The organism is Rhodococcus sp. MurmanLake-1 (genome assembly GCF_056945715.1).
The window spans coordinates 1-26,765 of the sequence record NZ_JBWZNF010000012.1 but is presented as its reverse complement, the minus strand read 5'-3'; the positions used below and the strand labels follow the sequence as shown (position 1 = coordinate 26,765).

Below are 26,765 nucleotides of genomic sequence, written 5' to 3'. Positions count from 1 at the left end.
AACTGAGGACTCCATGCCCAAGATGAAGAGCCACAGCGGCGCCTCGAAGCGATTCAAGGTGTCCGGCAGCGGAAAGCTCATGCGCCAGAAGGCCGGCCGTCGCCACCTTCTCGAGCACAAGTCCAGCAGGGTTACCCGTCGTCTCGACGGTGTCGCTGTTGTCAGCCCTGACGACGCTCCGCGCATCAAGCGCATGCTCGGCATCTGAGTCGCCCCCTTACTGACCACCCGGGGCCGTACTTTCAGCCCCTAGATTGACAGGATTTTTCAAGTGGCACGCGTAAAGAGGGCGGTCAACGCCCAGAAGAAGCGTCGTTCAATTCTTGCTGCATCCAGCGGCTACCGTGGACAGCGTTCGCGTCTGTACACCAAGGCCAAGGAGCAGCAGCTCCACTCGCTCACCTACGCGTACCGCGACCGTCGTGCGCGCAAGGGCGAGTTCCGCAAGCTGTGGATCACGCGTATCAACGCTGCAGCTCGCGCAAACGACATCACGTACAACCGCCTCATCCAGGGCCTGCGTCTGGCAGAGGTCGAGGTCGACCGCAAGATCCTGGCCGAGCTCGCTGTCTCCGATGCCGAGGCCTTTGCCGGCCTGGTCGCACTCGCGAAGGCCGCTCTGCCGGCTGACGTGAACGCTCCTGCCGGAGAAGCAGCCTGATTCACGCATCACAGCAACGGCCCGTGGACCCGCTCACCGAGCGGACTCCGCGGGTCGTTTCTGCTGTCAAGCTCCTGCGCACAGCAGAACGACGCAAAGCAGGACGTTTCCTCGTCGAGGGCGAGAACTCGGTCACCGAACTGTTGAACGGTGCACTCTCGAACGGCGAGGCCCGCCCGGTACACGACCTCTTCTACACCGAGGACGCAGCCGAGCGCTATCAGCACGTCATCGATCGGGCGCTGACCGCTGGAGTTCGTGTTGCTCTTGTGACCGATCGAGCAATCAAAGCTCTGAGCGATACCGTCACGCCGCCCGGTCTCGTTGCCGTCAGCGATCTACTGGATGTACCGCTGAGCGCAGCCGTCCATCAGGAGACCCGACTGCTCGCAGTGCCGGTCGAGGTCAACGAACCAGGTAACGCGGGCACCGTCATTCGCATCGCCGACGCAGTGGGTGCCGATGCGGCAATCCTCGCCGGTGACAGCGTCGATCCGCACAACGGCAAGGTCGTTCGTTCGTCGGCGGGCAGCCTCTTTCACCTGCCAGTCGTCCGCGATCGAGACACGGTGTCGGTGATCGAGCAGATTCGCGCAGCGGGCATTCAGATTCTCGCGACTGCAGCTGACGGCGAGGTCGATCTCGACGAGGCCGACGAGTTGCTGAGCAAGCCGACGGCCTGGCTGTTCGGTAACGAAGCTCACGGTCTCGATCCGGCGATCGCCGCACAGGCTGATCATCGGGTCAGGATTCCGATCCATGGCCGCGCCGAAAGCTTGAACCTCGCGACAGCGGCGGCAATTTGCCTGTACGCAAGCGCGCGGGTGCAAAATCGCGCCACCGATCACGGCTGAAAACGCACGCGAAGACCTCACGGAATCCCATTTGCGGAAGCCTGAGACAATACAAGAGCAGAGACAATGCTCGAGCGAGTTCGAATGCTCGCTCGCAGTACAAGAAGTAAGCAGTACAAGAAGCACGCAGTACGAGAAGTAAACCGAGAAGCGACAGGAGCGTCACAGCCGTGGCCAAAAATGAGGGCGCGACACCGCCGGAGGTCGACGCGAGTGTACTCACCGAAGAGGCGTTGACCGCTGCGGCTGAGAACGCCGAGAAGGCGCTGGCGGACGCCGCTGACCTGGACGCGCTGGCGCACGTCAAGGTAGAGCACCTGGGGGACAAGTCCCCGATCGCCCTCGCGCGCCGGGGACTCGGCAGCCTTCCGGGCAAGGAAAAGGCGGACGCCGGTAAGCGCGTCAACATCTTCCGCACTCGGATCAACAACGCGTACGACGCTCGTCGTGAGGTCCTCCTCGCCGAGCGTGACGCCGCGGTGTTGGTTGCCGAGGCGATCGACGTCACTTTGCCCTCCGATCGCCACCCCGTCGGGGCGCGTCACCCGATCAGCCTGATTTCCGAGCAGGTCGCCGACGTATTCGTCGCGATGGGTTGGGAAGTTGCCGAGGGTCCGGAGGTGGAGACCGAGCACTTCAACTTCGACGCACTCAACTTCTTGCCGGATCACCCTGCGCGCACGATGCAGGACACCTTCCACCTGGCACCCGAGAACTCTCGCCAGGTGCTGCGTACCCACACCTCGCCGGTGCAGGTCCGCACCATGCTCTCGCGTGAGGTGCCGATCTACGTGGTGTGCCCGGGCCGCACGTTCCGCACCGATGAACTCGATGCGACCCACACGCCTGTCTTCTCGCAGGTCGAAGGCCTGGCCGTCGACAAGGGCCTGACCATGGCCAACCTGCGCGGGACTCTCGACGCGTTCGCTCGTGCCCTTTTCGGCCCCGAGACGCGTACCCGTATGCGCCCCAACTACTTCCCGTTCACGGAACCGTCGGCCGAGGTCGACGTCTGGTTCGCGAACAAGAAGGGCGGCGCCGGCTGGGTCGAGTGGGGCGGCTGCGGCATGGTCAACCCGAACGTTCTGCGCGCCAGCGGTATCGATCCCGACGAGTACTCGGGTTTCGCATTCGGCATGGGCCTCGAGCGGACCCTGCAGTTCCGCAACGGTATCCCGGACATGCGCGACATCGTCGAAGGTGACGTGCGTTTCACGCTGCCCTTCGGTGTCGCAGGCTGACCGATCCGGTCCGCGGAACCTTCACAAAGACTTATCGACAAACGAGAGAGCTGAGCAGACGTGCGAGTAGCGCAATCCTGGCTGACCGAGATCCTGCAGCGGGCAACTCCGGACTGGGAGGTGACCCCGGAAGAGCTGGACGCCGGGTTCGTCCGGGTGGGACTCGAAGTCGAGGAACTCGACACACTCGAGGCGATCGACGGCCCGTTGGTCGTCGGCAAGGTCGTCTCCATCACCGAACTGACCGAGTTCAAGAAGCCGATCCGCTTCTGCCAGGTCGAGGTCGGCGAACCCGAGCCTCGCGGCATCGTCTGTGGCGCACGCAATTTCAACGAGGGTGACCTCGTCGTCGTTGCGCTGCCCGGCGCGGTGCTGCCCGGCGGATTCGAAATCGCCACTCGCAAGACGTACGGCCAGGTGTCCGACGGCATGATCTGCTCCGTCTCGGAACTCGGTATCGGCAAAGACCATTCGGGCATCTTGGTGCTCGAGCCTGGTACCGCCGAACCCGGCGCCGACGGCAACGAGTTGCTCGGTCTCGGTGACACGATCATCGAACTGAACATCACCCCGGACCGTGGCTACTGCTTCTCGGTCCGTGGTCTTACGCGAGAGCTCGCGTGCGGCTTCGATCTCGAATACGCCGATCCCGCTTCGGTTCCCGCGCACCCGGCTGAGGGTGAAGCCTGGCCGGTGCGCCTCGAACCGGAGTCCAAGGCTTCGCGTTTCGTGATGCGGAAGATCACGGGTATCGATCCGCAGGCAGTGAGCCCGTGGTGGCTGCAGCGTCGACTTCTGCTCTCGGGTGTTCGCCCGATCTCGCCGGCCGTCGACGTCACCAACTACGTGATGCTCGAACTCGGCCAACCTCTGCACGCGTTCGATGCGACCTCGGTGCAGGGCGACCTGGTGGTCCGTCGCGCCAAGGCGGGGGAGAAGCTGACGACGCTCGACGACGTCGAACGCACGCTCGATCCCGAAGACGTTGTCATCGCTGACGATTCCGGAGTCATCTCGCTGGCTGCCGTCATGGGCGGCGCAACCACCGAGGTGGGAACGGCAACGACGGACATCCTCCTCGAAGGAGCTACTTGGGATCCGCTCGCAGTCTTCAAGACGGCGCGCCGGCACAAGCTGCCGAGTGAGGCGAGCAAGCGTTTCGAGCGCGTCGTCGATCCGGCGATTCCGCTCGCGGCCGTCGACCGCGCAGCCGCTCTGCTGGTCGAGATTGCCGGCGGACGGATCGAGCCGGTCCTGACCGACGTGGGCGATGTTGCCCCTAGCGCTGCCATTCGCATGGATATCGACCTGCCCGATCGTGTCGCCGGAGTCACGTACCCCAACGGCACCGCAGCTCGCCGCCTCACCCAGGTTGGCTGCAACGTCGAGGTCGGCGTCAGCGAAGAGGGACACGGCCAGTTGGTCGCGACGCCGCCGTCGTGGCGTCCGGACCTGGTGCAGCCTGCGGACCTCGTCGAGGAAGTTCTTCGCCTCGAAGGTCTCGAGCAGATCCCGTCGGTGCTTCCCGCCGCTCCGGCCGGACGCGGATTGACTCAGTCGCAGCGGCGTAAGCGCACGGTGTCGAAGGCCGTGGCTCACGCCGGTTACGTCGAGGTACTTCCTCCGGTCTTCCTGCCCACCAACGTCTTCGACGTCTGGGGCCTCGACGCGGATGATCCGCGCCGCAACACCAGCGAGGTCCTCAACCCGCTCGAAGCCGATCGTCCGGAGTTGGCGACCACGCTGCTCCCGGGTCTGCTGGAGATCCTGGCTCGCAACGCTTCTCGCGGTCAGCGTGATCTTTCGCTGTACGGCATCGCGCAGGTTGTCCTGCCGGGCCCCGATACCAAGCCGGTGGATGCATTGCCGGTGGATCGTCGCCCGACGGACGAGCAGATCGCGAACCTGATCGCGTCGTTGCCGGCTCAGCCCGTGCACATCGCTGCAGTGTTGAGTGGTTTGCGTGAGCCGAGCGGCCCCTGGGGTCCTGGCCGTCAGGCCGAGGCTTCGGACACTTTTGCAGCAGTGCGGGTCATTGCAGCTGCAGCAGGCGTCGAGGTGGAACTGCGTGCGGCGCAGTACCTGCCGTGGCATCCCGGCCGTTGCGCCGAGGTTGTCGTTGACGGCAACGTAGTCGGTCATGCGGGCGAACTGCATCCGGCTGTTCTCGAGCGTGCGGGATTGCCTGCGCGCACTTGTGCACTGGAGATCGACCTCGACGCTTTGCCGTTGGTCGAGAACCTGCCGGCGCCGCGCATTTCGCCCTTCCCCGCAGTGCTCCAGGACGTGGCGGTTGTTGTCGATCGCGATATTCCTGCGGCGAAGGTCCAGGAAGCTCTGCGTTCCGGCGGCGGCGAACTTCTCGAAGACATTCGCCTCTTCGACGTCTTCGAGGGCGAGCAGGTCGGTGAAGGCCGCAAGTCGCTCGCGTTCGCGTTGCGATTCCGTGGTGTCGACCGGACACTGACCGAGGACGAGGCAAGCGCGGCTCGCGATGCCGCGGTCGAGGCTGCCTCCAAGGCCGTCGGTGCGCAGATGCGCGGCTGATCTACTCAACTGATCACAGAGCCCACGTCCACTCCCGGTGGTCGTGGGCTCTGTCGTGTTATCGGTTTTCCGGTGAATCGGTGCGGCTCGGCAACCACACATCCGGGGCGATCGTCGAGGTTCTGCGCCCGTCCTGATCGAGTACGTGACCGAGCAGTTTGCGCAGGTGCAGCACGATGGATCGTTCGGTGACGTAAAGCCCCGAAATCTCCTTGCGCAGACGAATTTCGAATGCATCGAGTTCTGCAGGAGAATGCAGCCACAACTGCACCACCAGGTTGTCGGCGCCCACCACCGCGAAACAGTTTCGGACTTCCGGCGCTCGGCTCAGTAATCGGCCCGCCGTATCGAGAAGTTCGGGTTCGACGCGGCACCACAGTGTGGCGAGCACGGGAAGCCCGGCCAGCGGCCGGGCAAATTCACACCGCAGCGCCACCAACCCCGAAGACGTGAGCCGGTCGATCTGGCGTTTGCACGCAGCCGGACTGACACCGATCGCGTCGGCCAACTCCTTCATGGGAGTGCGCCCGTCGTAGGCGAGGATCGTGAGAACCTTGCGATCCTTTTCGGAAATGCCGGTCGACCGAGCGCGCACGGCAGTACGGTTTTCGCTGGTGGTCAGCACACCCTTCTCGGACGGTGCCAGCGCATTGAGTCTCCATCGCCCACCTTCGGTGAACCAGCGTGTGATGATCGAGGTTCGTGTCGCGAGTACGCCGTCGATGGTTGCGATCTCTTCCGAGATGAAGCGCGACATCGACGCCAAGTCCGCAGTACCGGCTGTGACGAGCAGATCGGCTCTACCTGTTGATACTTCGATGGTCACGGCGTGGGCCAAGATGGTGAGACGTGCCGCGACGGTGTCGAGAAGTTCTGGTGAGCAATCGATTTCGATGATCGCTGTGACGATGGTGCCCAGCACCTGTGGCCCCGGAGTAACCGTGACCCAGGCCAACGACGATTCGGACAGTCGATTCCAACGCCGGGCCAGAGTCGCGGCGTCGAGTTCGAGTGGGCCGGCCAACGAAAGCCACTTCGATCGCGGTGCGAGCTGCAGCGCATTGATTATCCTCAGATCGATTTCATCTATCCCGCGATCGTTGTCGGCATCGAGTGCGCTCATAACGTCATTATCCTGCACATTGCCGCAAGATTCGAACTATCTGCGACGCTCGACCCATGAGCACCGAGGGCAAGTACGCGCTGATCGGAGCGGGTCCGTCTGGATTGGCCGGCGCGCGAAACCTCGATCGAGCCGGCATAGCGTTCGACGGCTTCGAGAGCCACGACGACGTCGGTGGGCTCTGGGACATCGATAACCCGCACAGCACCGTCTACGAGTCGGCGCACCTCATTTCGTCGAAGGGCACTACCGCATTCGCGGAGTTCCCGATGGCGGATTCGGTTGCCGACTACCCGAGCCACGTCGAACTTGCCGAGTATTTCCGCGACTACGCCGATACCCACGATCTTCGCAGGCACTTTGCCTTCGGCACTACCGTCATCGACGTTTCGCTGGTCGATTCGCTGTGGCAGGTCACCACGCGTAGTCGCAGCGGTGAGACGACAGTCGCGCGGTATCGAGGCGTGATCATCGCGAACGGAACGCTGTCGAAGCCGAACGTACCGACGTTCCGGGGCAACTTCACCGGCACGTTGATGCACACGAGCGAGTACCGCAGCGCCGAGATCTTCCGCGAAAGGCGGGTACTGGTCATCGGAGCGGGCAACAGTGGATGCGACATCGCCGTCGATGCCGTCCACCAGGCCGAGTGCGTCGATTTAAGCGTTCGGCGAGGCTACTACTTCGTCCCCAAGTATCTGTTCGGACGACCCTCGGACACCTTGAATCAGGGAAAGCCGTTGCCGCCGTGGATCAAACAACGCGTCGACACCTTGGTACTCAAGCAGTTCACGGGAGATCCGGTGCGGTTCGGATTTCCGGCACCGGACTACAAGATCTACGAATCGCATCCGGTCGTGAACTCGTTGATCCTGCACCACATCGGGCACGGTGACGTGCACGTGCGCGCCGACGTCGACCGGTTCGAGGGGAAGACGGTGCGGTTTGTCGACGGATCGTCTGCCGACTACGACCTCGTTCTCTGCGCCACGGGGTATCACCTCGACTATCCCTTCATCGCGCGCGAGGACCTGGACTGGTCGGGCGCTGCCCCGGACCTGTTCCTCAACGTCGCGAGTCGCCGCCACGACAATCTCTTTGTGCTCGGCATGGTCGAAGCATCCGGTCTCGGGTGGCAGGGCCGTTTCGAGCAGGCCGAGTTGGTGGCCAAATTGATCACCGCACGCACCGAAGCCCCCGCCGCGGCGCGCGAATTCTCGGCAGCGGCGGCCGGCCCTCCTCCCGATCTGTCCGGGGGATACAAGTACCTGAAGCTGGGACGAATGGCCTACTACGTGAACAAGGACGCCTACCGATCAACGATCAGGCGGCACATCGGACTGCTCGATGCCGCTCTGACGAAGGGAGGACAGTGATGCCGATCGATGACGTGGTGCTCAACTTCAACCCGGGATCGTTGATGATCCTCAACGTGGTGCTGGCCGCGATCATGCTGGGGATCGCCCTCGACACCTCGGTCGACGACTTCCGTCGTGCGCTCACCAAACCCAAGGCGATGGCGGTGGGTATCGCTGCCCAGTTCCTGCTGCTACCGGCAGTGACTTTTCTGCTGACGCTGATTCTCTCGCCCGCTCCCTCGGTAGCGCTCGGCATGATCCTGGTGGCGTGCTGCCCGCCGGGCAATATCTCGAATGTCCTGACTCACCGGGCGGGCGGCGACGTCGCACTCTCGGTGTCCATGACGGCGGTGTCGAACGTCTTCGCGATCTTCCTCATGCCGCTCAATCTCGCGTTCTGGGGGAGCCGACGCCCGGAGACCGACGCTCTGTTGCAGTCCGTGAACCTGAATGCGCTCGAGATGGTCGCGCAAATCGCCCTGATCATCGGTGTGCCGTTCGTTCTCGGCATCTGGGCGGCACAAAAGTTCCCGGAGATCGCCGCGAAAGCGCAGCCGTGGGTGAAAAACGGTTCGTTGGTGGCGTTGTTGATCTTCATCGTCGCGGGGGTGTCAGGGAATGCGTCGTACTTCGTCGACTACATCGGGGTGGTACTGCTTGCGGTCTTCCTGCACGACACGGTTGCCCTCGCACTGGGATACTTCTGCGGCGCCGTCACCGGGTTGAACGAATACAGCCGTCGCGCCGTCTCTTTCGAGGTCGGCATCCGCAATGCCGGACTGGGGCTTGGCCTGGTGTTCACGTTCTTCGACGGGCTCGGTGGCATGGCCGTCGTGGTCGGCTGGTGGGGAATCTGGGACATCATCGCCGGGTTGGCTCTGGCGACGATCTGGTCCAAGCGACGCGCCCGAAAGGCGGTACCGGCATGACCGTCGCACTCGTCACGGGCGGGAACGGGTTCCTGGGTACCGCTGTCATCGACGCACTGATCGCGCAGGGCATCACCGTTGTCTGTGCCGACCTCACGGTCAAGGACACGCCGGACGATCGCATCCGCCGCGTTAGGGCGGACGTCTGCGACCCCACAGAATTGGGGCGGGTGTTCGGTCAGTACCGACCGAACGTCGTGATCCACCTTGCGTCCATCGTGAATCCCGGCAAGAACACGACAGCAGAGCAGGAGTACCGCGTCGACGTCGACGGGACACGAAACGTGCTCGCGGCCTGCGTCGAACACGGGGTTGGACGGCTCGTCGTGTCTTCGTCCGGAGCGGCGTACGGCTACCACTCCGACAACCCACCGTGGATCACCGAGGACGTACCTGTCCGAGGCAACGACGAATTCACTTACAGTCGCCACAAACGCCTGGTCGAAGAGATGCTCGCCGAATATCGCGTCGAACACCCGGAGTTGGAACAAGTTGTCTTCCGGATCGGCACGATCTTGGGTGAGAGCGTCGACAATCAGATCACCGCGTTGTTCGATCGCCGCAAGCTGCTCAAGGTTGCCGGGAGCGACAGCCCCTTCGTGTTTGTCTGGCACACCGATGTCGCGGGCGCTTTTGCGGAGGCCGTGACCGGAAACCAAGTGGGCATCTTCAATGTCGCGGGCGACGGCGCGTTGACCGTCGACGAGTTGGCTTCCCGGATGGGCAAGCGCACGGTGACGCTTCCTGCATGGCTGTTGCGAGGCGTTCTACGCGTCGGACGGCGATTGGGCGTAACGGAACACGGTCCGGAGCGCGTCGGATTTCTCCAGTACCGACCCGTTCTCGACAATCGGCGGCTCAAGGAACAGTTCGGGTACGTCCCCGCATATTCGAGCGAGGACGCGTTTGCCGCTTACCTCGCCTCACGCTGACCCCTTCGGCAGACAGTCGTGGAAGGATCGGAGTTGTCCGTCGGCATTTCGAGAAGGGACTGACAGTGTCACGAAATGATGGGCCCGAACATGATGGGTCCGAGCACGATGGTTCCGTGCACCAGGTAGTCGAGGCCGCCAGTGCACTCGACGACAAGGACTTCCTCGCGGTCGTTCGCGCAGTGGTCGAGCGTCGTCCGAGCTTGTCGGTCCTTCTTTCCGTGGTGGACACCGCTGCCGCGAGCCTCGAGTCGCACCGTGTAGAGGACGACAACACGATCACCGACGCCGAAGAAGTCGAACTGCCCGACACCGTTGTGGAGGTCGACGAGATCATCGACGTCCCGGTGGTACTTGCGACCGACCCGAGAATTCCCGAACCCGACTACACCGAAGGGGGAGTCCCCACTTTCGACCGTGTTCGGGAGAAGATAGAGGGGCGCTTCGGTACTTCCATAGGTTCGGCCGAATTGGCACACAAGAGTCCTGCCGGAAAATCCGTCGACGAGCAGTGGGACGAGCGCCAGAAGGCCGCAAAAGCCAAGCTCGAGGAGATCCGGCGATCCATGGGTAAGTAATTATGCATTCCGATGCACAATGATGCATACTGTGTGACATGACTGAAGGTGGTACGACCGAGAACGCACGCAAGCCGATCAGAGTCGCCGTTGCCGGCGCCAGTGGGTACGCCGGTGGTGAGGTTCTGCGTCTGCTCCTCGGGCACCCGTCCTACGCCGACGGCAGTCTGGTGATCGGTTCGCTGACCGCCGGTGGCAACGCCGGTTCGACGCTCGGTGAGCATCATCCGCACTTGCTCCCACTCTCTTCGCGGGTACTCGAAGAGACCACTGTCGAAATCCTCTCGGGTCACGACGTCGTCTTCCTCGGTCTCCCACACGGAAATTCGGCTCAGTACGCCAAGTTGCTGCCCGAGTCGACGGTCATCATCGACTGCGGCGCGGACTTCCGGCTGCAGGATCCCGCAGCCTGGGAGAAGTACTACAAGAGCACTCATGCCGGTACCTGGCCATACGGTCTTCCTGAATTGCCCGGTGCCCGTGAGAAATTGGTAGGCGCAACCCGCATTGCCGTTCCGGGCTGCTACCCGACGGCAGCGAGCCTCGCGCTGGCCCCCGCCGTTGCCGCGGGGATCGTGGACTCACACGTGAACGTGGTTGCGGTCAGTGGCACTTCGGGCGCCGGCCGGGCGCCGAAGGCCGATCTGCTGGGTTCCGAGGTCATGGGCTCCGTCCGCGCATACGGTGTCGGAGGTGTCCATCGCCACACCCCTGAGATCATTCAGAATCTCTCGGCCGCAGGCGGCAAGGACATCAGTGTTTCTTTCACTCCAGTCCTCGCGCCCATGCCGCGCGGCATCCTCGCGACCTGCACGGCAGCCACCACGGCCACCGAAGAGCAAGCGCGCGAAATCTACGAAAAGGCATACAACGACGAGCCGTTCATTCACGTGCTGCCTGCCGGAGTCTTTCCGCAGACCGGTGCCGTGATCGGATCCAATGCCGTGCAGATCGGGGTCACCGTTGACGCCGACGCCGGTCAGCTCGTTGTCATCTCGGCAATCGACAATCTCACCAAGGGCACCGCCGGTGGCGCGGTGCAATCGATGAATCTCGCCCTTGGCCTACCCGAGACCGCAGGTCTCTCTACCGTGGGAGTAGCTCCGTGAGCACCGACAATCCGCAGCAGATCGACAACGCAACCGAGCCTGACGCGACCGTTGCAGACGTGGTTCACGTCGCCGGGGGACGGCTGCTCCGCACACAGGGCGTCACCGCACCTGCCGGATTCCGCGGTGCCGGAATTGCTGCCGGTATCAAGAAGAGTGGCAAGTCGGACCTCGCATTGGTGCTCAACGAGGGACCCGATCTGGCCGCTGCCGGTGTCTTCACCCTGAACAAGGTCAAGGCCGCTCCGGTGCTGTGGTCTCAGCAGGTTTTGACGACGGGCAAGCTGCGCGCGGTCGTGCTCAACTCGGGCGGCGCAAACGCGTGTACCGGTGCAGGCGGATTCCAGGATGCGCACAAGACTGCCGAGGAAGTTGCCTCGGCACTGAGCAATTGGGGAACCGAGACGGGCGCGATCGAGGTCGCCGTCTGTTCGACCGGCCTGATCGGTGACCGCTTGCCCATGGACAAGCTGATCCCCGGTGTCACCGAGGTAGTGCACGAACTGGCCGGCGGAATCTCCGGCGGCACCGACGCGGCATACGCGATCATGACCACCGATACCGTGCCGAAGCAGGCGTCGCTGCACCACGCGAACAAGTGGAACGTCGGCGGAATGGCCAAGGGTGCAGGCATGCTCGCGCCCGCACTGGCGACGATGCTGTGCGTCGTCACGACCGATGCTGTCGCAACGGCCGAGCAGCTCGATACCGCTCTGCGCGCCGCCACCCACCTGAGCTTCGATCGCCTCGACGTCGACGGCGCCACGTCCACCAACGACACGGTGCTCCTGTTGGCCTCCGGCGCCAGCGGTGTCACACCGACCCAGGACGAACTCAACGCCGCGGTCTTCGCAGTGTGCGACGATCTCGCGGATCAGTTGATGGCAGACGCCGAGGGCGTCACCAAGCGGGTCAAGGTGACGGTGCGCGGCGCAGCGTCCGAGTCCGATGCGTTGATCGGCGCCCGCACCATCGCCCGCGACAGCCTGGTCAAGACGGCACTGTTCGGATCCGATCCGAACTGGGGCCGCGTCCTCGCAGCAGTGGGTATCGCTCCCATCGAGCTCGATCCCGATCGAATCAGTGTGTCCTTCAACGGGAGTCCCGTCTGCATCGACGGCGTCGGCGCTCCGGGAGCGCGTGAGGTGGACCTGAGCGGGATCGACATCGAACTCGACATCGACCTGGGAATCGGCAACGAGTCCGTGAGCATTCGCACCACGGACCTCTCGCACGCGTACGTCGAAGAGAACTCGGCGTACTCGTCATGACCGAGACGTATCCCGTGATCAGCGAGCATCAGAAGGCGCATGTCCTCGCCGACGCGCTGCCGTGGCTGCAGCGATTCCGAGACAAGGTGGTCGTGGTCAAGTACGGCGGAAACGCCATGATCGACGAGACACTCAAGACCGCCTTCGCCGCGGACATGGCGTTCCTGCGGACTGTCGGCATCCACCCCGTCGTCGTGCACGGCGGCGGCCCGCAGATCAACGCGATGCTGGCACGCCTTGGCATGAAGGGTGAGTTCCGCGGTGGTTTCCGGGTCACGACGCCCGAGGTGATGGACGTCGTCCGGATGGTGCTCTTCGGTCAGGTGGGCCGTGAACTCGTCGGCCTGATCAACGCGCACGGTCCGTACGCGGTCGGTATCTCCGGTGAAGATGCGCACCTGTTCACCGCTACTCGACGCACTGTTGCGGTCGAGGGGGAGCAGACCGACATCGGCCTGGTCGGAGACGTCACCACCGTGAACCCAGACGCGGTACTCGATCTCATTGCGGCAGGACGCATTCCGGTGGTCTCGACCATCGCGCCCGATGCCGACGGCGTCGTCCACAACATCAACGCCGATACCGCCGCTGCCGCACTGGCCGAGGCGATCGGTGCCGAGAAGCTCGTTGTCCTCACCGACGTCGAAGGCCTGTACACCGATTGGCCGGACCGATCCTCGCTGGCCACCGAAATCGACACCGACGCCCTGGCCCAGTTGTTGCCGAGTCTCGATGCCGGCATGGTGCCCAAGATGGAGGCCTGCCTTCGCGCGGTGCGCGGAGGTGTGCCGTCGGCGCACGTGATCGACGGCCGGCTCGAACATTCAGTCCTACTCGAACTTTTCACCGGTGAAGGAATCGGCACGATGGTCGTGCCCGGCTCCTCGGTCGCCGGTCCCCAGCAGGGAGCTACTTCATGAGCACGATCGATCTGCAGCAGCGGTGGTCCGCTTCGCTGATGAACAATTACGGCGTACCCCGGGTTGCTCTCGTCCGCGGTGACGGCGCCGTACTCACCGACGCCGACGGCAAGCAGTACGTCGACTTCCTTGCCGGAATCGCCGTCAACATCCTCGGGCACGGACATCCGGCCGTCGTCGAAGCCGTCACTACTCAGTTGTCGACACTCGGCCATGTTTCCAACCTGTACGCCAGCGAGCCGGTCGTCGAGTTGGCGGAGCAGTTGCTCGCTCATCTCGGCAACGTCACCGGGCGCGCGTTCTTCTGCAACTCCGGTACCGAGGCGAACGAGGCTGCCTTCAAGCTCGCTCGCGCCACTGGCCGGAAGAAGATCATCGCGGCCGAGGGCTCTTTCCACGGTCGCACGATGGGGGCACTCGCTCTGACGGGTCAGCCGGCCAAGCGGGCGCCGTTCGAACCGATGCCCGCCGGTGTCGAGTTCGTGCCGTACGGCGATGTCGAGGCACTGGAGCGGGCAGTCGATTCCGACACCGCTGCTGTGTTCCTCGAACCGATCATGGGTGAGGGCGGCGTCGTGGTGCCACCCGAGGGATACCTAGTCGAGGCTCGGCGGATCACCGCCGAACGTGGTGCGCTGCTCGTACTCGACGAAGTTCAGACCGGCATCGGCCGGACCGGCTGGTTCTACGCACATCAGGCAGTCGGCATCGTGCCGGACGTCATCACTCTTGCGAAGGGACTCGGCGGCGGAATGCCGATCGGCGCCTGCATCGCGACCGGAGCAACGGCAGAGTTGTTCGGACCGGGCAAGCACGGTACGACGTTCGGTGGCAATCCGGTGTGCGCTGCGGCGGCGCTCGCCGTGCTGAAAACCATTGCAGCGGAAGACCTGATCTCACGCGCCGACAGCTTGGGCAAATCGATCTCGGCGGGCATCGAAGATCTGGGCCATCCGTTGGTCGACTACGTGCGGGGATCAGGACTGTTGCTGGGTGTCGTGCTGACCGAGGACGTCGCGCCGGCGGTGGAAAATGCCGCGCGCGAAGCCGGGTACCTTGTGAATGCAGCGCAACCCGGAGTGATCCGGTTGGCGCCGCCGCTCATCCTCACGGATGAGCAGGCCGAAACCTTCGTGGCAGCACTACCTGCCATCTTCGACAGTGCACTATCGGCTGACCAGCCGGGGGAGAAGTGACTACCGTGGTGAAACACTTTCTCAGGGACGACGATCTGACTCCGGCGCAGCAGGCCGAAGTTCTGGAACTCGCTGCGATTCTCAAGAAGGACCCGTTCGCTCGGCGTCCACTCGAGGGTCCTCGCGGAGTCGGCGTCATCTTCGAGAAGAACTCGACGCGTACACGTTTCTCGTTCGAGATGGGTATCGCGCAGATGGGCGGCCACGCCGTCGTCGTCGACGGGCGCAGTACCCAACTCGGTCGTGAAGAGACGTTGGCGGACACCGGACGCGTACTCTCCCGCTATGTCGACGCCGTCGTGTGGCGCACGTTCGGCCAGAAGCGCTTGGAGCAAATGGCAACGGGTGCAACGATTCCCATCGTCAATGCGTTGTCCGACGAATTTCATCCCTGTCAGGTTCTGGCCGATCTGCAAACGCTGATCGAGCAGAAGGGTGAGCTCAAGGGACTGAAGCTGACCTACCTGGGCGACGGCGCCAACAACATGGCTCACTCGCTGATGCTCGGCGGAGTCACCGCAGGCATCGACGTCACCATCGCAAGTCCCGCGGGTTTCGAACCGGCGGACTGGGTAGTGGCAGCAGCGCGCACACGCGCCGCGGAAACCGGTGCAACCATCACGCTGACGCAGGACCCGCAGGCCGGCGTCGTCGGTGCCGACGCGTTGGTCACCGATACCTGGACCTCGATGGGTCAGGAGAACGACGGGCTCGATCGGGTCGGACCTTTCCGCCCGTTCCAGATCAACAAGGAACTGCTCGCCAAAGCAGATCCGAAGGCTGTCGTCCTGCACTGCCTGCCGGCCCATCGCGGCGAAGAGGTCACCGACGAGGTTCTCGACGGACCCCAGAGCGTCGTCTGGGACGAGGCGGAGAACCGTCTGCACGCCCAGAAGGCGTTGCTCGTGTGGCTGCTGGAACAGCGAACCCAACTGGACCAGGCGTGAGCGTCGCTCCCACTCGGGCCGGTCGCCAGTCGCGCATCATCGCGCTGCTGGCGGCGCATCCCGTCCGAAGTCAGACGGAGTTGGCGGCGTTGCTCGGTGCCGAGGGCATCGAAGCGACGCAGGCCACCCTCTCGCGTGACCTCGAAGAGCTGGGAGCGGTGAAACTGCGTGCCGCTGACGGCGGCGCCGGTGTTTACGTGGTGCCGGAGGACGGGAACCCGGTACGCGGTGTGTCCGGCGGTACCGACCGCCTCTCACGGCTGTTGGGTGAGCTGTTGGTCTCCACCGATTTCAGCGGCAACATGGCGGTTCTCCGGACACCGCCGGGAGCCGCGCACTACCTCGCGAGCGCACTGGATCGGTCCTCGATGCCCGACATCGTGGGAACGATCGCCGGAGATGACACCATCTTCGTGGTGGCCCGAGAACCGCTTTCCGGAGCGGAACTCGCGGCCATGATCGAATCGCTCGCCTGACCCCTTATTCTTTGATAGAGATTTTCAACCGAAGGAGCACAAAAACCATGGCCGATCGCGTCGTACTCGCCTACTCGGGCGGGCTGGACACTTCTGTTGCCATCAGTTGGATCGGTAAGGAGACGGGCGCTGAAGTTGTCGCCGTCGCCATCGATCTGGGGCAGGGTGGCGAGGACATGGAGGTCGTGCGTCAGCGCGCGATCGACTGCGGCGCAGTCGAATCCGTTGTCGTCGACGCCCGCGACGAGTTCGCGGACGAGTACTGCCTGCCGACCATTGCGGCCAACGCCCTCTACATGGACCGCTACCCGCTGGTCTCGGCCATCAGCCGTCCGCTGATCGTCAAGCACATCGTCGAAGCTGCACGCTCGCACGGCGGCACCATCGTCTCGCACGGTTGCACCGGTAAGGGCAACGACCAGGTTCGCTTCGAGGTCGGATTCGGCGCCCTCGCACCCGACCTTCAGGTCATCGCACCGGTCCGCGACTACGCCTGGACCCGCGAGAAGGCCATCGCCTTCGCCGAAGAGAACAACATCCCGATCAACGTCTCCAAGAAGTCGCCGTTCTCGATCGACCAGAACGTCTGGGGCCGCGCCGTCGAAACCGGATTCCTCGAGGATCTGTGGAACGCACCGACGAAGGACGTCTACGACTACACCCAGGACCCGACGGTCAACTGGAACGCGCCCGACGAGCTCATCATCAGCTTCGACAAGGGTCGCCCGGTTGCCATCGATGGCCGCCCGGTGTCGGTTCTCGAAGCCATCCAGGAACTGAACAAGCGCGCAGGCGCTCAGGGCGTCGGTCGCCTCGACGTCGTCGAGGACCGTCTCGTGGGCATCAAGAGCCGTGAGATCTACGAAGCTCCCGGAGCCATGGTTCTCATCACCGCGCACCAGGAACTCGAGCACGTCACCCTCGAACGCGAACTCGGTCGCTACAAGCGTCAGATGGAGCAGCGTTGGTCCGAGCTGGTCTACGACGGCCTCTGGTTCTCGCCCCTCAAGGACGCACTGGATACGTTCGTCAACAAGACGCAGGAGCGCGTCACCGGCGACATTCGTCTCTTCCTGCACGGTGGAGCCATCACCGTCAACGGTCGTCGTAGCCCCGAGTCGCTCTACGACTTCAACCTCGCGACGTACGACGAGGGCGACAGCTTCGACCAGTCCGCATCGAAGGGCTTCGTCGAGATCCACGGTCTGTCGTCGAAGGTCGCCGCGAAGCGCGATCTGGGACTCTGAGCCATGACGGCTCACGGTGACGGAGACGCCCAAAAACACGGCACCAACGAAGGCGCGCTGTGGGGCGGACGGTTCGAGTCCGGACCGGCCGCTGCCATGGCGGCGCTGAGCAAGTCGACTCACTTCGACTGGGTCCTCGCTCCGTACGACGTGCGGGCGTCGCAGGCGCATGCTCGCGTACTGAACAAGGCAGGCCTGCTCAGCGAGGCCGACCTCGCAACAATGCTCGACGGTCTCGACCGTCTGGCGGCCGATGTTGCCAGTGGCGCCTTCGGACCGAGTGATTCGGACGAGGACGTACACGGCGCACTCGAACGCGGTCTGATCGAGCGTGTCGGGCCTGAGGTCGGCGGACGCCTGCGTGCTGGTCGTTCGCGAAACGACCAGGTGGCCACGCTGTTCCGAATGTGGCTTCGGGATGCGGTTCGCCGCATCTCCACCGGTGTTCTCGACGTGGTCGACGCATTGGCGACTCAGGCCGGGGCTCACCCGGATGCCGTGATGCCGGGCAAGACGCACCTGCAGGCTGCTCAACCGGTCTTGTTGGCACATCACCTGCTCGCCCATGCGCATCCGCTGTTGCGCGACGTGCAACGTCTTCGCGACTTCGACGTGCGAGCTGCGGTGTCCCCGTACGGTTCCGGTGCACTTGCCGGTTCCTCGCTCGGTCTCGACCCCGAAGCCATTGCAGCGGAATTGAAGTTCGACAGCTCGGCCGAGAACTCGATCGACGCAACCGCTTCGCGTGATTTTGCGGCCGAGGCAGCGTTCGTGCTTGCGATGATCGGTGTCGATCTCTCCCGCATGGCGGAAGAGATCATCATCTGGAGCACACCGGAATTCGGCTACATCACGCTTGCCGACGCGTGGTCGACAGGTTCGTCGATCATGCCGCAGAAGAAGAATCCGGATGTCTCGGAACTCACGCGCGGTAAGTCTGGTCGTTTGATCGGTAACCTCACCGGCCTGCTGGCGACGCTCAAGGCTCAGCCGCTGGCGTACAACCGCGATCTGCAAGAGGACAAGGAACCGGTCTTCGACTCGGTTGCGCAGCTGGAGATGTTGCTCCCGGCCATCACCGGCCTGGTGCAGACTCTCGAGTTCCACACCGCGCGTATGGCGGAACTTGCTCCGGCAGGGTTCACGTTGGCCACCGACATCGCGGAGTGGATGGTGCGCCAGGGCGTGCCGTTCCGGGTTGCACACGAGGCTGCTGGAGCGTGTGTGCGTGTCGCCGAAGCGCGAGGCGTCGGACTCGAAGATCTCACGGACGAGGAACTGGCCGGCGTCGACAGCGCGCTGACTCCCGCTGTTCGTGAGGTGCTGACAGTCGAGGGTTCCATCGCTTCGCGTAATGCGCGAGGCGGCACCGCGGGGGTGCGGGTAGCAGAACAGTTGGACGGAGTCCGAGCAGTGGCGCAGTCGCTGCGGGAATGGACCCTCTGACCTTGCGGTCACGAGTGTTTCCTCTCTCTTTTCGGCAGTAGTCCTTCGGTCGTACGCGGTCAGGGAGCAGAATTTGCTCCCTGACCGCGTACGCGTATTCGTCGTCAGTAGGCTTGTTGCGCGCGGGAAAATGAGACTGACGTCACATGGTGAGTAACTTGGGAGTGAAATGGTGGGATTGAATTCCAAGTCTGTGCTGGGCCCGATTCGTCGGGTGGTTGCGACAGCACAAAACGGCCTCGAGGTCGTCCGGTTGGGTGGGCTGGAAACGGATGCGACCACGTCGCCGTTCGAGATCGTCGAGCGCGCTGCGATGTACCGGCTTCGCCGCTACTTCCCGGACAGCGATCCGGAAACCGTCGGTGCACCGATCGTGCTGATCCCGCCGATGATGATGTCGGCGAACGTGTACGACGTGACCCGCGACCAGGGTGCTGTGGGAATTCTGCACGAGATGGGCCTGGACCCCTGGGTAGTCGATTTTGGTTCGCCCGACTCCGAAGAGGGCGGTTGGGATCGCAATCTCGCCGATCACATCATCGCTCTCAGCGACATCATCGACCACATCCACCGTCACACCGGTAAAGATGTTCACATCTCCGGCTATTCGCAGGGCGGCATGTTCGCCTATCAAGCTGCCGCGTATCGGCGTAGTCGAAACATCGCCAGCGTCATCACCTTCGGCAGTCCGGTCGACACACTCGCCGCGTTGCCCTTCGGTATCCCGGCCGGACTGGCCACCAAGGGTGCGGATTTCCTCGCCGATCACGTCTTCAATCGCCTGGCGGTCACCGGGTGGATGGCTCGCACCGGGTTCCAGTTGCTCGATCCCGTGAAGACGTTGAAGATGCGCGTCGACTTCCTGCTTCAACTGCACGACCGTGAGGCTTTGCTGCCGAGGGAGCAGCAGCGACGCTTCCTCGCGACCGAGGGTTGGGTCGCGTGGTCCGGGCCCGCGGTTGCCGAACTGCTCAAGCAGTTCATCGTGCACAACCGAATGATGACCGGTGGGTTTGTCATCAAGGATCAATTGGTCTCGCTCGCCGAGATCACCTGCCCCATCCTGGCATTCGTCGGCGAGGTCGACGACATCGGTCAACCTCAGGCGGTCCGTGGGATCAGCCAGGCGGCGCCGCGGGCCAAGGTCTACGAATCTACCTTGCGCGCAGGTCATTTCGGATTGGTTGTCGGTTCCACCGCGGCCAATCACACCTGGCCGACCACCGGTGAATTCGTGCAGTGGACCGAGACGGGTGGACCCCTCCCGGACCGTATCGCGAACATGGTCTACGGCGCCGACCTCGAAGACCAGACCGGTGTGTCGATCAGCAATCGGATCATCCACACTGTCGCCTCGGTCGCTGAAGTAGGTGCAGGAGTCACCAAGGGAATCAGTGACCTTGCAGCCGGTGCGTTGCGCGGGACTTTCGAATTGTCCGGCGAAGCGGCACGCGCGTTGCCACGTCTTGCGCGACTCAACCAAATTCAGCCACACACCAAGATCTCGCTGAGCCAATTGCTCGCGGAGCAGCGTCGAAAAGCACCGAACGGCGAGTGCTTCCTCTTCGACAATCGTGTGCACACCTACGAAGCGGTCAACGCCCGCATCGACAATGTCGTGCGTGGATTGATTTCCGTGGGAGTGCGTCCGGCAGCGCACGTCGGTGTCCTGATGGAGACCCGCCCCAGCGCGCTCGCGGCCATCGCGGCCCTGTCGCGCCTCGGTGCCGTTGCCGTCATGCTTCCGCCGGGGTCCGACATCTCGGCGGCGGTCAAGCTGGGATCGGTTGATCGGATCATCACCGATCCGGAGAACGTCGACGCTGCGGTGATCACCGGTAGGCCGGTCTTGGTACTCGGCGGCGGCGATGCCCGCGGACTCGAGGTGGATCCGTCACACGACGTGATCGATCTCGAACAAATCGATCCGACGAAGGTCAATCTGCCCGGTTGGTACCGGCCGGATCCCGGCGTCGCCCGTGAACTCGCATTCATCATCTTTGCGGAATCGGGCGGTGTGCTCGAAGCCAAGCAGATCACTAACTACCGGTGGGCACTGTCGGCCTTCGGAACGGCCACGGCGGCAGATCTCGATCGCGGTGACACCGTGTACTGCCTTGCACCACTCCATCATTCGTCGAGTCTGCTCGCGACCATCGGTGGCGCCATGGCCGGTGGCTCACGGATTGCGCTCTCACGCGGACTGAATCCGGCTCGATTCGTCGAGGAAATCCATCGCTACGGTGTGACCGTCGTGAGTTACACGTGGTCGATGATGCGCGAGATCCTCGACGAGGATCTTCTTCTCATCGACGGTAGCCATCCGGTCCGACTGTTCATCGGTTCGGGAATGCCTCACGGGCTGTGGAAGCGGACCACGGAGGCGTTCGACCCCGCGCAGGTACTCGAGTTCTATGCGTCGACCGAAGGTGACGTGATTCTTGCCAATGTCGCGGGCTCCAAAGTTGGTTCCAAGGGCCGCCCGTTGCCGGGTAGCGCGCAGGTGCGGTTGGCGGCATACGACCCGCTGAGTGGTCGGCTCCTCGAAAACGGAAACGGATTTGTCCGTGAGTGCGCCGAAGACGAAGTCGGGTTGCTACTCGGGCGCGCGGGATTCACTGCCGATCTCTCGGGCGGAGCGATGCGGGGACTCTTCCAAGCGGGTGATTCGTGGATTCCCACGGAGAATCTCTTCCGCCGGGACGCCGACGGCGACTACTGGCTGATCGATCACAAGAACACGGTCATTTCGACGCTCCGCGGTCCCGTGTTCACCCAGCCGATCGTCGACGCGTTGTCGAGTGTGGCGCGGGTGGATCTTGCCGTCGCATACGGCGTCGGTGACGCGCCGCATCAGCTGGCGGTCGCTGCCGTGACATGGCGTCCGGGGCGGCAGTTCCGTTCCGCCGAGCTTGCAGAGGCTCTCTCGCGCATCGCTTTTGATGCGCGCCCGGATATCGTGCACGTGGTAGACGAGATCCCGGTGGGTTCGTCGTACCGTCCGAGCTCCACTGCGTTAGCTGCCGCCGGATTGCCGGCGCCAGGACCACGGACCTGGTTCCTCGATTCCGAGACGCAGTCGTACAAGCGGCTGACCAAGGCAATTGCCGCGCAGTTGATGCCGACGAGGGTGGGCACCGGAGCACGGTAGCCTGAGGACATTCTGTTTGATCGGTTCGAGAGGACTCACGTGGCTATTGATTCGACGTTGCTCAGCATTTTGGCCTGCCCCCAGGACAAAGGCCCGCTGTTGCTGGTCGGGGACGAGTTGCTCTACAACCCGCGCCTGCGGCGTGCATACCCGATCGAGAACGGCATTCCAGTTCTGTTGATCGACGAGGCACGCGATGTGGCGGACGACGAGCACGAGAAGTTGCTCGCGCGGGCTGAAGGCTAGATCGGTAATTCACCGGTCAGGTACCGCTGGAGGTTCGGAGCCACCAGCGGTACCAAAGCGTCAACGCACAATGATGCGAGTGGTTCGAGTCCGAGCACATATCGCGTGACAAGCAGTCCGGCCATCTGAGATGCCACCAACTCCGCTCTGATCAAGCCGCTACCAGGTGGTGTGTCCACCCGCGGAATGATGTCGCGCAATACGACATCGAGCAGAAAGCTCTGGATCAACTGCGCTCCGTCGCCGGAAACCGCCGATCGAAAAGCCGCCAGAATCGCCGGCTGGTGTTCCGATTCCCACAACCCGATCACTGCTCTGAGTAGATTTTCGCCGAGATTTTCGGTCGGAGAGGCGTGAACCGGTCCCAATACCTGCACTGGATCGATCGGTAGCGCGATCGCAGCGGTGAACAACTGCTCCTTGCTTCCGAAATGATGATGAATCATGGCCGGATCGACGTCAGCGGCCGCAGCTATCGATCGAACGGTTGTTCGTCGAAAACCGTTCTGAGAGAACGCCCGTCGCGCCGAATCGAGGATCTGCGCGCGAGTCTCCGACTTGCCCGGTCGTCGCCCCGAACGAATCGGTGCAGGTGCGGGCGCCGTGTCGTTGTCGTTCATGGAGTGCGGCGATCGAGTGTTGCCGCGGCCAGCGAGAGTGCTGCGGCGGCGAAGCCCGCCATGACGGCGAGATCACGCCACATCTGACCCGTCGCGTCGGCATGCATCGACACTTGCTGAAGTGCGTCGACGGCGTAGCTCAAGGGGAGGACGTTGCTGATCCATTCGAGCCAGGTCGGCAATTGATCGCGGGGCACCAGGAGTCCACAGAGGAACAGTTGGGGGACCACAACTACCGGCATGAACTGCACCGCTTGGAACTCGGTCTTCGCGAATGCGCTGGCCAACAGGCCGAGCGCAACGCCGAGTATTGCGCCGAGAACTGCAATGACGATGACCCAGGCAAGACTGCCGGCGATGGTGAGTCCGAGAAATCCGAAAGCAACCGCGCACGCGAGAGCTGCCTGAGCGGCGGCCGAGAGCGAAAATGCCGCGCCGTATCCCGCCAGAAGATCGAGTTTGCCCATCGGGGTGGTGAGCAGGCGTTCGAGTGTTCCTGAACTGCGTTCGCGCTGCATGGCGATGGACGTGACCAGGAACATGACCACAAACGGCAAGATTCCCAGCATGGTGATCGCCACCCGTTGGAACAGTGAAACCTGGCCGGGCGGCGTGGGTACGTCTTGGTAGAGGAAATACAGCAAAATCATCAACAACGACGGGACCAACAAGATCATGGCCACCGTGCGATGGTCCTGGCGGAGCTGAAGCAGAATGCGTACGGTCGTAGCACCGAAGATCCTGATGCTCATGATATTTCGCCTCCGACGGGTGAAGTCCGTATCAGCTCGAGAAAGGCGTCCTCGAGCCGTTCACATCTGGTTTTGGCGCGCAATTCATCGGGTGTGAGTTGAGCGAGGAGATGCCCGTCTCGCATCAGGATCAGTTCAGCGCAGTGGTCGGCCTCATCCATGACGTGGCTGGAGACCAACAGGGTGGTTCCGCTGCGAGCAAGGTCGGCAAATCGTTCCCACAATTCGACACGAAGCACCGGATCGAGACCAACGGTCGGTTCGTCGAGGATCAACACATCAGGTGATGCCACCAACGCGCATGCCAGCGAGACTCGACCGCGTTGACCTCCGGACAGATCGGCGGCGGTCTGGTCGGCGTATCGGCTCAGTCCGACGGCGTCGACCGCTGCTGCGACGTCTTCGCCGGACTTGCCGTACAGAGCGCCGAAGTACTGGACGTTTCGAGTGACCGTCAGGTCGCCATACACGCTGGGGGATTGGGTGACGTATCCGACCCGGCGGCGAAGAGCAACGGACCCCGCGAGGTCGCCCAGGACTCTGACCTCACCACTTTCGACGATCTGGGTTCCGACTATCGCGCGCATCAGGGTTGTCTTGCCGCAACCGGACGGGCCGAGCAGTCCGGTGATCGATCCTGCCGAAACCTGCAGGTCGAGTGAGTGAAGAACTTCGTGCTTGCCGCGAATGACTCGTAGTCCGCGGATGTCTATTGCCGGCGTGGTGGTCACGGTTCGCCTCATTTCGATAATTCATCACTTGTTGAATTATGCGACTCGGCCGACCGATGAGTCAACGGCGTGGGCACAATCGAAGGGTGAGTATCGAGACCTTGGAAAATGTGAAGAACCCGTTGGAAGCGGGCCTGACAATTCTCGGCTCGACCCTGATCGTCGACGACATCTCGCTGAGGATTGTCGAGGTCGAGGCGTACGGAGGGGAGAAGGACGGGCCCTGGCCAGATCCGGCAGCACATTCGTATCGGGGGCAAACGCCGCGGAACAGCGTGATGTTCGGGCGGGCGGGCCGTCTCTACGTCTACCGCAGCTACGGAATGCACTTTTGTATGAACATCTCGTACGGCCCGGATGGTGTCGCGGGTGGTGTTCTGCTCCGAGCGGCCGAAATCGAGGCCGGTCACGATGTGGTGTCTGCTCGGAGATCGCCGGATCGACCATCTCACCAATGGGCCAGAGGGCCAGGTAATCTCGGCGCTTCCGTTGCAATCACGTTGGCGGACAACGGAACAGACGTGTTCAACCCTGCTTCGCGGGTTCGGCTCGAATTGGGGGAGTCGAAGGAGTGGGTCAGTGGACCGCGGGTGGGGGTCAGTACTGCGGCCGAGGTCCCGTGGCGCCTCTGGATTCCGGACTCGCGAGCGGTGTCCGCGTACCGCCGAAGCCCGCGAGCGCCGGTCATTTCGTGAAGATGGGATGATCGAGTCCGTGACTGAGAATATTCTCGACGAACTGACCTGGCGTGGGCTGATCGCCCAATCAACTGATCTCGACGCTTTGCGTAAAGATCTCGAGGCCGGACCGGTCACGTTGTATGCGGGTTTCGACCCGACCGGCCCGAGCCTGCACGCAGGTCACCTGGTTCCGCTCCTCGCGCTCAAGCGGTTTCAGCGTGCCGGTAACCGTCCGATCGTTCTTGCCGGCGGTGCAACAGGCCTGATCGGTGATCCCCGTGACGTCGGGGAACGGACGATGAACTCCGCCGATACCGTCGCGGACTGGGCAGGTCGCATCCGTGGTCAGCTCGAACGATTCGTGGATTTCGACGATTCACCGACGAGTGCGGTCATCGAGAACAATATGAACTGGACCGGCAAGATGTCGGCCATCGACTTCCTGCGTGATGTCGGCAAACACTTCTCCGTGAACGTCATGCTTGCGCGTGACACCGTGAAGCGTCGTCTCGAGTCGGACGGGATGTCGTACACCGAGTTCAGCTACATGCTGCTCCAAGCCAACGACTACCTGCACTTGCGACGCGATCTCGGCTGCACTCTGCAGGTCGGTGGGTCCGATCAGTGGGGCAACATCATCGCGGGCGTCGAACTCAACCGTCGTGTCGACGGCGAGAGTGTTCACGCAATGACCGTTCCGCTGGTGACCTCGGCTGATGGGAAGAAGTTCGGAAAGTCGACCGGTGGCGGCAGTCTGTGGCTCGACCCCGAGATGACCAGCCCGTACGCGTGGTACCAGTACTTCGTGAACACCGGCGACGCCGACGTGATCAAGTACCTGCGCTGGTTCACGTTCCTGACCGCAGACGAACTCGCGGAACTCGAGACGGCAACGGCGGAGCGTCCGCATGCGCGCGAAGCGCAGAAGCGATTGGCTGCGGAGATGACGACCTTGGTTCACGGAGAACACAACACTCGCGCCGTCGAGCTCGCCAGCCAGGCGTTGTTCGGCAAGGCGGAATTGGCGGAACTCGACGAGTCGACGCTCGCCGCGGCGCTGAAGGAAGCATCCGTCAGCGAATTGGCGCCGGGGGAGCCGCGCACGATCATCGATCTGCTTGTGACGAGCGGTTTGTGTGAGAGCAAGGGAGCTGCTCGACGCGCAGTGAAGGAAGGCGGCGCTTCGGTGAACAACCAGAAGGTGTCGGCCGACGACTGGGAGCCCGCCGCATCCGATCTGCTTCACGGCAGCTGGTTGGTCGTCCGGCGCGGAAAGCGCAATTTCGCCGGCGTGAAAATACTTTCGAACTGACGTGTGTGGGGTCACAGTTGTCTCGCGGGGCTCCTGTGGCCGTTGGTGGCCCGTCTGCGGGCGGGCTACCAGCGGATTTAACCTGGCGAACACCTGCGACCTGCACGTTTGACGCTCAGTTTTCATTCGCGTAACTTTGTCCAAGTCAGAGCGACACGGACACCAACCCCGACCGAGAGGCCGGGGAAACGCGGTTGGACGAAGTCGGAGACATTCACGCTCAACGGGAACTTGCTTCCTGGGAGTGAACAAGCTAAGATTTTAACCCTTGCCCCGGAGCTTTCAACCAGTTTGAAGCGATGGTGTGTGCGTGTTCTTTGAGAACTCAACAGTGTGTCGATGAATGTCAGTGCCAAATATTTTTTGGTACTTCACATCCGCGAATGATCAACCGCCTCTTGGGGTTTGGTTGGTTTGTGTGCGGTGTGAGTATTTTTC

At 63.0% G+C, this 26,765-nt stretch carries 25 protein-coding genes; 21 read left to right on the top strand and 4 right to left on the bottom strand.

Features of this window, described 5'->3' with window-relative positions; translation table 11 throughout:
• Window positions 1–13 precede the first annotated feature (13 nt).
• The 5 genes from rpmI (at window position 14) to pheT (ending at window position 5,303) form a co-directional block, all read left to right on the top strand.
• Window positions 14–208 (top strand): 50S ribosomal protein L35, encoded by a 195-nt coding sequence (gene rpmI / locus AC2ETI_RS26135; RefSeq protein WP_003944043.1) that lies wholly within the window; start codon window positions 14–16, stop codon window positions 206–208.
• Between the two features lie 63 nt (window positions 209–271).
• Window positions 272–661: a 50S ribosomal protein L20 gene (gene rplT / locus AC2ETI_RS26130; protein WP_019748616.1), complete on the top strand. Its 390-nt coding sequence runs from the start codon at window positions 272–274 to the stop codon at window positions 659–661.
• Between the two features lie 23 nt (window positions 662–684).
• On the top strand, window positions 685–1,515 hold the full coding sequence (locus tag AC2ETI_RS26125) for a TrmH family RNA methyltransferase (protein WP_007736261.1): 831 nt from the start codon (window positions 685–687) through the stop codon (window positions 1,513–1,515).
• A 170-nt stretch (window positions 1,516–1,685) separates the two neighbouring features.
• A complete protein-coding gene (pheS, locus tag AC2ETI_RS26120) occupies window positions 1,686–2,756 on the top strand; it encodes a phenylalanine--tRNA ligase subunit alpha (protein ID WP_003944109.1) in 1,071 nt (356 codons plus the stop codon).
• 60 nt (window positions 2,757–2,816) lie between these two features.
• Entirely contained in the window at window positions 2,817–5,303 is a 2,487-nt protein-coding gene (pheT, locus tag AC2ETI_RS26115; RefSeq protein WP_483634623.1) for a phenylalanine--tRNA ligase subunit beta, read from the top strand.
• A gap of 58 nt (window positions 5,304–5,361) precedes the next feature.
• Here pheT and AC2ETI_RS26110 read toward each other — a convergent pair whose 3' ends face one another.
• On the bottom strand, window positions 5,362–6,426 hold the full coding sequence (locus AC2ETI_RS26110; RefSeq protein WP_483634622.1) for an Lrp/AsnC family transcriptional regulator: 1,065 nt from the start codon (window positions 6,424–6,426) through the stop codon (window positions 5,362–5,364).
• 56 nt (window positions 6,427–6,482) lie between these two features.
• On the opposite strand from AC2ETI_RS26110, the gene AC2ETI_RS26105 reads away from it, so the two are divergent.
• The 14 genes from AC2ETI_RS26105 to AC2ETI_RS26040 all read left to right on the top strand — a co-directional run bounded on the left by AC2ETI_RS26105 (window position 6,483) and on the right by AC2ETI_RS26040 (window position 22,232).
• Complete coding sequence (locus AC2ETI_RS26105; protein ID WP_483634621.1) at window positions 6,483–7,802, top strand: flavin-containing monooxygenase; 1,320 nt, start codon at window positions 6,483–6,485, stop codon at window positions 7,800–7,802.
• Complete coding sequence (locus AC2ETI_RS26100; protein ID WP_483634620.1) at window positions 7,802–8,713, top strand: bile acid:sodium symporter family protein; 912 nt, start codon at window positions 7,802–7,804, stop codon at window positions 8,711–8,713. The genes AC2ETI_RS26105 and AC2ETI_RS26100 overlap by 1 nt, the downstream gene beginning before the upstream one ends.
• Window positions 8,710–9,645, top strand: coding sequence for an NAD-dependent epimerase/dehydratase family protein (locus AC2ETI_RS26095; protein ID WP_030245831.1), 936 nt, complete (start codon window positions 8,710–8,712; stop codon window positions 9,643–9,645). Before AC2ETI_RS26100 ends, AC2ETI_RS26095 begins: the two co-directional genes overlap by 4 nt.
• Before the next feature lie 116 nt (window positions 9,646–9,761).
• Window positions 9,762–10,223, top strand: coding sequence for a hypothetical protein (locus AC2ETI_RS26090; protein ID WP_483634619.1), 462 nt, complete (start codon window positions 9,762–9,764; stop codon window positions 10,221–10,223).
• Window positions 10,224–10,261: 38 nt separating this feature from the next.
• Window positions 10,262–11,332 carry an N-acetyl-gamma-glutamyl-phosphate reductase gene (gene argC, locus AC2ETI_RS26085; protein ID WP_019748609.1) on the top strand — a complete coding sequence of 357 codons (1,071 nt, stop codon included), beginning with the start codon at window positions 10,262–10,264 and terminating at the stop codon, window positions 11,330–11,332.
• A gap of 59 nt (window positions 11,333–11,391) precedes the next feature.
• On the top strand, window positions 11,392–12,603 hold the full coding sequence (gene argJ, locus AC2ETI_RS26080) for a bifunctional glutamate N-acetyltransferase/amino-acid acetyltransferase ArgJ (RefSeq protein WP_020907877.1): 1,212 nt from the start codon (window positions 11,392–11,394) through the stop codon (window positions 12,601–12,603).
• Entirely contained in the window at window positions 12,600–13,523 is a 924-nt protein-coding gene (gene argB / locus AC2ETI_RS26075) for an acetylglutamate kinase (protein WP_019748607.1), read from the top strand. Before argJ ends, argB begins: the two co-directional genes overlap by 4 nt.
• Window positions 13,520–14,719, top strand: coding sequence for an acetylornithine transaminase (locus AC2ETI_RS26070; RefSeq protein WP_020969719.1), 1,200 nt, complete (start codon window positions 13,520–13,522; stop codon window positions 14,717–14,719). Before argB ends, AC2ETI_RS26070 begins: the two co-directional genes overlap by 4 nt.
• Window positions 14,716–15,666: an ornithine carbamoyltransferase gene (gene argF, locus AC2ETI_RS26065; RefSeq protein ID WP_019748605.1), complete on the top strand. Its 951-nt coding sequence runs from the start codon at window positions 14,716–14,718 to the stop codon at window positions 15,664–15,666. The genes AC2ETI_RS26070 and argF overlap by 4 nt, the downstream gene beginning before the upstream one ends.
• On the top strand, window positions 15,663–16,142 hold the full coding sequence (locus AC2ETI_RS26060; protein ID WP_019748604.1) for an arginine repressor: 480 nt from the start codon (window positions 15,663–15,665) through the stop codon (window positions 16,140–16,142). The genes argF and AC2ETI_RS26060 overlap by 4 nt, the downstream gene beginning before the upstream one ends.
• A 47-nt stretch (window positions 16,143–16,189) precedes the next feature.
• Complete coding sequence (locus AC2ETI_RS26055) at window positions 16,190–17,389, top strand: argininosuccinate synthase (protein WP_007736221.1); 1,200 nt, start codon at window positions 16,190–16,192, stop codon at window positions 17,387–17,389.
• A 3-nt stretch (window positions 17,390–17,392) separates the two neighbouring features.
• On the top strand, window positions 17,393–18,835 hold the full coding sequence (gene argH, locus AC2ETI_RS26050; RefSeq protein WP_029255450.1) for an argininosuccinate lyase: 1,443 nt from the start codon (window positions 17,393–17,395) through the stop codon (window positions 18,833–18,835).
• Window positions 18,836–19,004: 169 nt separating this feature from the next.
• Window positions 19,005–21,986, top strand: coding sequence for an acyl-CoA synthetase (locus AC2ETI_RS26045; RefSeq protein WP_483634618.1), 2,982 nt, complete (start codon window positions 19,005–19,007; stop codon window positions 21,984–21,986).
• Window positions 21,987–22,025: 39 nt separating this feature from the next.
• Window positions 22,026–22,232 (top strand): Trm112 family protein, encoded by a 207-nt coding sequence (locus tag AC2ETI_RS26040; protein WP_003944045.1) that lies wholly within the window; start codon window positions 22,026–22,028, stop codon window positions 22,230–22,232.
• Here AC2ETI_RS26040 and AC2ETI_RS26035 read toward each other — a convergent pair.
• From AC2ETI_RS26035 to AC2ETI_RS26025, 3 genes are read right to left on the bottom strand one after another with little or no spacing between them, the layout of a single operon-like run.
• Window positions 22,229–22,852 (bottom strand): TetR/AcrR family transcriptional regulator, encoded by a 624-nt coding sequence (locus AC2ETI_RS26035; protein ID WP_308370697.1) that lies wholly within the window; start codon window positions 22,850–22,852, stop codon window positions 22,229–22,231. The two genes, AC2ETI_RS26040 and AC2ETI_RS26035, sit on opposite strands and share 4 nt — an antisense overlap.
• Window positions 22,849–23,604 carry an ABC transporter permease gene (locus AC2ETI_RS26030; protein WP_003944033.1) on the bottom strand — a complete coding sequence of 252 codons (756 nt, stop codon included), beginning with the start codon at window positions 23,602–23,604 and terminating at the stop codon, window positions 22,849–22,851. The genes AC2ETI_RS26035 and AC2ETI_RS26030 overlap by 4 nt, the downstream gene beginning before the upstream one ends.
• Window positions 23,601–24,335 (bottom strand): ABC transporter ATP-binding protein, encoded by a 735-nt coding sequence (locus AC2ETI_RS26025; RefSeq protein ID WP_042951992.1) that lies wholly within the window; start codon window positions 24,333–24,335, stop codon window positions 23,601–23,603. The genes AC2ETI_RS26030 and AC2ETI_RS26025 overlap by 4 nt, the downstream gene beginning before the upstream one ends.
• Before the next feature lie 86 nt (window positions 24,336–24,421).
• On the opposite strand from AC2ETI_RS26025, the gene AC2ETI_RS26020 reads away from it, so the two are divergent.
• Both AC2ETI_RS26020 and tyrS read left to right on the top strand, forming a co-directional pair.
• The gene (locus AC2ETI_RS26020) at window positions 24,422–25,030 is read left to right on the top strand and encodes a DNA-3-methyladenine glycosylase (protein WP_020969717.1); all 609 of its coding nucleotides are present in this window, start codon (window positions 24,422–24,424) and stop codon (window positions 25,028–25,030) included.
• A 19-nt stretch (window positions 25,031–25,049) separates the two neighbouring features.
• Window positions 25,050–26,327 (top strand): tyrosine--tRNA ligase, encoded by a 1,278-nt coding sequence (gene tyrS / locus AC2ETI_RS26015; protein ID WP_020907871.1) that lies wholly within the window; start codon window positions 25,050–25,052, stop codon window positions 26,325–26,327.
• Window positions 26,328–26,765: the final 438 nt, after the last annotated feature.

Bases quoted from the DNA above. Each gene is read 5' to 3' on its own strand.
- AC2ETI_RS26100 (WP_483634620.1), top strand. From the start codon at position 7,802: ATGCCGATCGATGACGTGGTGCTCAACTTCAACCCGGGATCGTTGATG.
- rpmI (WP_003944043.1), top strand. From the start codon at position 14: ATGCCCAAGATGAAGAGCCACAGCGGCGCCTCGAAGCGATTCAAGGTG.
- argB (WP_019748607.1), top strand. From the start codon at position 12,600: ATGACCGAGACGTATCCCGTGATCAGCGAGCATCAGAAGGCGCATGTC.
- AC2ETI_RS26095 (WP_030245831.1), top strand. From the start codon at position 8,710: ATGACCGTCGCACTCGTCACGGGCGGGAACGGGTTCCTGGGTACCGCT.
- AC2ETI_RS26070 (WP_020969719.1), top strand. From the start codon at position 13,520: ATGAGCACGATCGATCTGCAGCAGCGGTGGTCCGCTTCGCTGATGAAC.
- AC2ETI_RS26030 (WP_003944033.1), bottom strand. From the start codon at position 23,604: ATGAGCATCAGGATCTTCGGTGCTACGACCGTACGCATTCTGCTTCAG.
- AC2ETI_RS26110 (WP_483634622.1), bottom strand. From the start codon at position 6,426: ATGAGCGCACTCGATGCCGACAACGATCGCGGGATAGATGAAATCGAT.
- AC2ETI_RS26055 (WP_007736221.1), top strand. From the start codon at position 16,190: ATGGCCGATCGCGTCGTACTCGCCTACTCGGGCGGGCTGGACACTTCT.
- AC2ETI_RS26035 (WP_308370697.1), bottom strand. From the start codon at position 22,852: ATGAACGACAACGACACGGCGCCCGCACCTGCACCGATTCGTTCGGGG.
- AC2ETI_RS26105 (WP_483634621.1), top strand. From the start codon at position 6,483: ATGAGCACCGAGGGCAAGTACGCGCTGATCGGAGCGGGTCCGTCTGGA.
- AC2ETI_RS26045 (WP_483634618.1), top strand. From the start codon at position 19,005: ATGGTGGGATTGAATTCCAAGTCTGTGCTGGGCCCGATTCGTCGGGTG.
- argC (WP_019748609.1), top strand. From the start codon at position 10,262: ATGACTGAAGGTGGTACGACCGAGAACGCACGCAAGCCGATCAGAGTC.
- argH (WP_029255450.1), top strand. From the start codon at position 17,393: ATGACGGCTCACGGTGACGGAGACGCCCAAAAACACGGCACCAACGAA.